Raw genomic sequence first — 3,019 nt, 5'->3', positions numbered from 1 at the left:
CCCGACCCGCGAGGGTGGTGATCGGCCGGGCCTGGACGAGGTAGAGCTCGCCGTCCTCGATCGCGAACTCGGTGTCCTGCGGTGTGCCGTAGTGCGCCTCGGACGCCATCGCCAGCCGGGCGACGGCACGGACCTGCTCGTCGTCGAGGACGCGGGCGGTCTGCATCTCCTCGGGGACGGGCACCAGCCCGTCCCCGGTGCGGCCGGCGACGATCCGCGCGACCTTCCGGCCCACGTGGGCGGTGAGGATGCGCAGGTCGGACTTGGCGACGACGTAGGTGTCGGGTTCGACCTTCCCGCCCACGACGACCTCCCCGAGTCCGAAGGCCGCCTCGATCACCACCCGGTCGGTCTGGGAGGTGCGGGGGTCCGCGGTGAAGGCCACCCCGGAGGTGTCGGAGCGGACCATCCGTTGGACGACCACGGCGATGGAGGGCTCCTCGTCGTACCCCGACACCGCCCGGTAGGTCATCGCCCGCGGGGACCACAGCGAGCACCAGCACCTGCGGACCGCGTCGAGCAGGGCGTCCCCGCCGACGACGTCGGTGTAGGACTCGTGGATCCCGGCGAATGACGTGTCGCCGGCGTCCTCGGCGGGGGCGGAGCTACGGACCGCGACCGGGACGTCGGTGCCCAGCGCGCGGTAGTGCTCGAGGATCGACTCGCGCAGCCGGGCCGGCAGCTCCACCTGCGCGACGGTCCGCGTCAGGTCCTGTGACCTGGCGATGAGCTCGGCCTCGGTGAGTCCCTCCTCCGGCACCCGCTCGGTGTGGAGGCGCGCGCGGACGCCGCCGGCGTCCATCGCCTCCAGATACGCCGACTGGCCGATCGCGAACCCGGGCGGCACGGCGAGCCCGGCGCCCGTCATCTCCCCGAGATTGGCCGACTTCCCTCCGTACTCGGGTGCGTCGTCGAGCCGTAGATCATCGAAGGTCGTGACCCGCTGTGCGTTCATCTCGTGCCCCTTCCGGGAACGCTGTCCGGTCTGTCCGCCCGCCGCTTCCTCCATGGTGCGCTGATCGGGAGGTCCCGGGTGGGATGTTCGGGCAGAATCGATCCATGGCTGACATGCAGGTGCGGGTCCCGTCCCCGTCGTCCCTCGTCCAGAGCGCGTTCCGGGTGGTCGAGTGGGAGCTCTCGATGGCGCGGGAGTTCCTCCTCCTGCCCGCGCGGGTGATGGCGCTCCTGGAGGACGTGGAGTCCATCGTGCGGCGCGTCCAGCGACTGTTGGACGAGGTCGAGCGGACCGTGTCGTCGATCGACGGGATCGTGGTGACGGCCGCGGAGACCGTCGACGGGGTACGGACCACGGTCTCGCGGGCCGACCGGGTGGTCGACGACGTCGAGCGCACGGTCTCCTCCGCCGACTCGATCGTCGCCCGGGTGGGGTCGACCGTGGACTCGGCTGACGGGATCGTCGGCAGGGTGGGGTCGACCGTGGACTCGGCGGACGGGATCGTGGCTCGTATCGGTGCGACCGTGGACGTCGCGGACAGCGTGGTGCTCAGGGTCGACTCGACGGTGGACTCGGCGGACGCGGTCGTGGTGCGCGTCGGCTCGACGGTCGACACCGCGGACGGGCTCGTGACCTCGGCGGGCGGGCTCATGGACCGGATCGTGCCGATGGTCGACTTCGCCGAGTCCGCGCTGGCGCCCGTCAAGCCCGTCGTCGAGGCACTGTTGGTCGACGCCGAACTCTCGCCGGAGACCGCCAGGAGGGTGGCGACCCGCCTCACAGAGGTGCTGGTGTGGACGGACAAGACCATCGCGCTGCTGGAACCGATCGCCGACGAGATCCTCGAATCGGTCGATTCCGAGGAGCTCAAGGCGGTCGTGCAGTTCATCGACCATCTGCCCGCGTTGGGAGACAGTCTCGAGAACGACGTGATGCCGGTGCTCGCCTCGTTGGACACCGTGGCTCCCGAGGTCCACCAGATCCTCGAGGTGGCGCAGCAGTGTCTCGAGGCCGTCCAGGGCATCCCCGGATTCCAGCTCCTGCGTCGCCGCGGTGGCGACAACGGCAACGGCAGGGGCGGGTCGTCAGGGGCGGGGTCGGGACGGACCGAGCCGGGACGCACCGAGCCGGGGCGGCCCGGGCCGGACTCCTGACCGCGTTGAGCACCCGGTGAGACGACTCGAGGCCCTCCCGTGACGGGAGGGCCTCGATCTCTGAGCCGATGACGGGAATCGAACCCGCGCTGTCTGCTTGGGAAGCAGAAGTTCTACCATTGAACTACATCGGCGATGCTGCCCGAAGGCGGGTTCAGATTAGCACGAAGCCTCCGGCCGTCAGCTGTTCCGGGGTCCCTTTCGGGCGGCCTTCCGCTTGGCCCCGGTGGTCATGGGCCGCCTGGTCTGGCCGAGCGAGGCCCGGGGCACGAACCCGAACCCGACGCCGCCGACGACCGCGACGGCGAGCGCGCCGATGATCCACGGGGTGAGCGAACCGCCGCCGGTCAGGCCCATCATCACGATGAGGGCGGCGATGCCCACGCACACCCAGGACCAGACGGTCCATCGCCAGATGTACTTCGAGGGCTCTTCCCTGAACTCGTCCATGCCCCCGATTCCACCACGTGAGCGGGGTGCGGCGCATATCCGCGGTCCCGCCAGGGGTGCCTGGACGCGGGCGGTGGTGTGGCCGGTCTCACGAGGATCCGGCGCGGACACGGGTATGGAACCGGCGGTGAACGACGCTGAAATGGATGAGAGTCCGTTTCAGAGGCCGGGTGCCCGGCCGGCGGGCGACCCTGCCAGGAGGACGAGGATGGACGACGTGACGGAGCGGCCGATCGCCGAGCGTGTGCGGACCGTCCTGGCGCGCGGCGCCGCAGGCACCGTCGGTTCGGGCCTCCTGACCCGGCCGCTGAGGTCCGCCAGGGTCCGCGACGACGGCGTGATCGTACTGGTGGTGGACGTCGGCGGTATGTCCCGTGAAGTGGGGGAGTCGGCCGGCGTGGCGTCGGTGGGCGGCTCGGCCGCGGTCGAGATCGTCGACACGGTGTGCACGGGCCGCTGT

Annotated in this window: 3 protein-coding genes, 1 tRNA gene and 1 pseudogene; 2 read left to right on the top strand and 3 right to left on the bottom strand. The window is 70.9% G+C overall.

What is annotated here, in order from left to right; translation table 11 throughout:
- The coding region (locus G6017_RS14525) for a PEP/pyruvate-binding domain-containing protein (RefSeq protein ID WP_241731574.1) at window positions 1–955 on the bottom strand (955 nt) is incomplete at its 3' end.
- Window positions 956–1,059: 104 nt separating this feature from the next.
- Between G6017_RS14525 and G6017_RS14520 the strand changes: the two genes are divergently transcribed.
- Window positions 1,060–2,109 (top strand): methyl-accepting chemotaxis protein, encoded by a 1,050-nt coding sequence (locus G6017_RS14520; protein ID WP_241731573.1) that lies wholly within the window; start codon window positions 1,060–1,062, stop codon window positions 2,107–2,109.
- Between the two features lie 63 nt (window positions 2,110–2,172).
- Here the strand turns inward: G6017_RS14520 and G6017_RS14515 are convergent.
- Window positions 2,173–2,243 (bottom strand) — tRNA-Gly (locus G6017_RS14515).
- A 46-nt stretch (window positions 2,244–2,289) separates the two neighbouring features.
- Window positions 2,290–2,559 carry a hypothetical protein gene (locus tag G6017_RS14510; protein ID WP_017838404.1) on the bottom strand — a complete coding sequence of 90 codons (270 nt, stop codon included), beginning with the start codon at window positions 2,557–2,559 and terminating at the stop codon, window positions 2,290–2,292.
- A 208-nt stretch (window positions 2,560–2,767) separates the two neighbouring features.
- Here G6017_RS14510 and G6017_RS14505 point away from each other — a divergent pair.
- Window positions 2,768–3,019, top strand: a pseudogene (locus G6017_RS14505) (hypothetical protein); the annotation flags it as partial.

It is taken from the genome of Dietzia sp. B44 (assembly GCF_014145245.1).
Classification (GTDB): domain Bacteria; phylum Actinomycetota; class Actinomycetes; order Mycobacteriales; family Mycobacteriaceae; genus Dietzia; species Dietzia natronolimnaea.
This window is presented reverse-complemented; position numbering and strand designations above follow the sequence as displayed.

Bases quoted from the DNA above. Each gene is read 5' to 3' on its own strand.
- G6017_RS14520 (WP_241731573.1), top strand. From the start codon at position 1,060: ATGGCTGACATGCAGGTGCGGGTCCCGTCCCCGTCGTCCCTCGTCCAG.
- G6017_RS14510 (WP_017838404.1), bottom strand. From the start codon at position 2,559: ATGGACGAGTTCAGGGAAGAGCCCTCGAAGTACATCTGGCGATGGACC.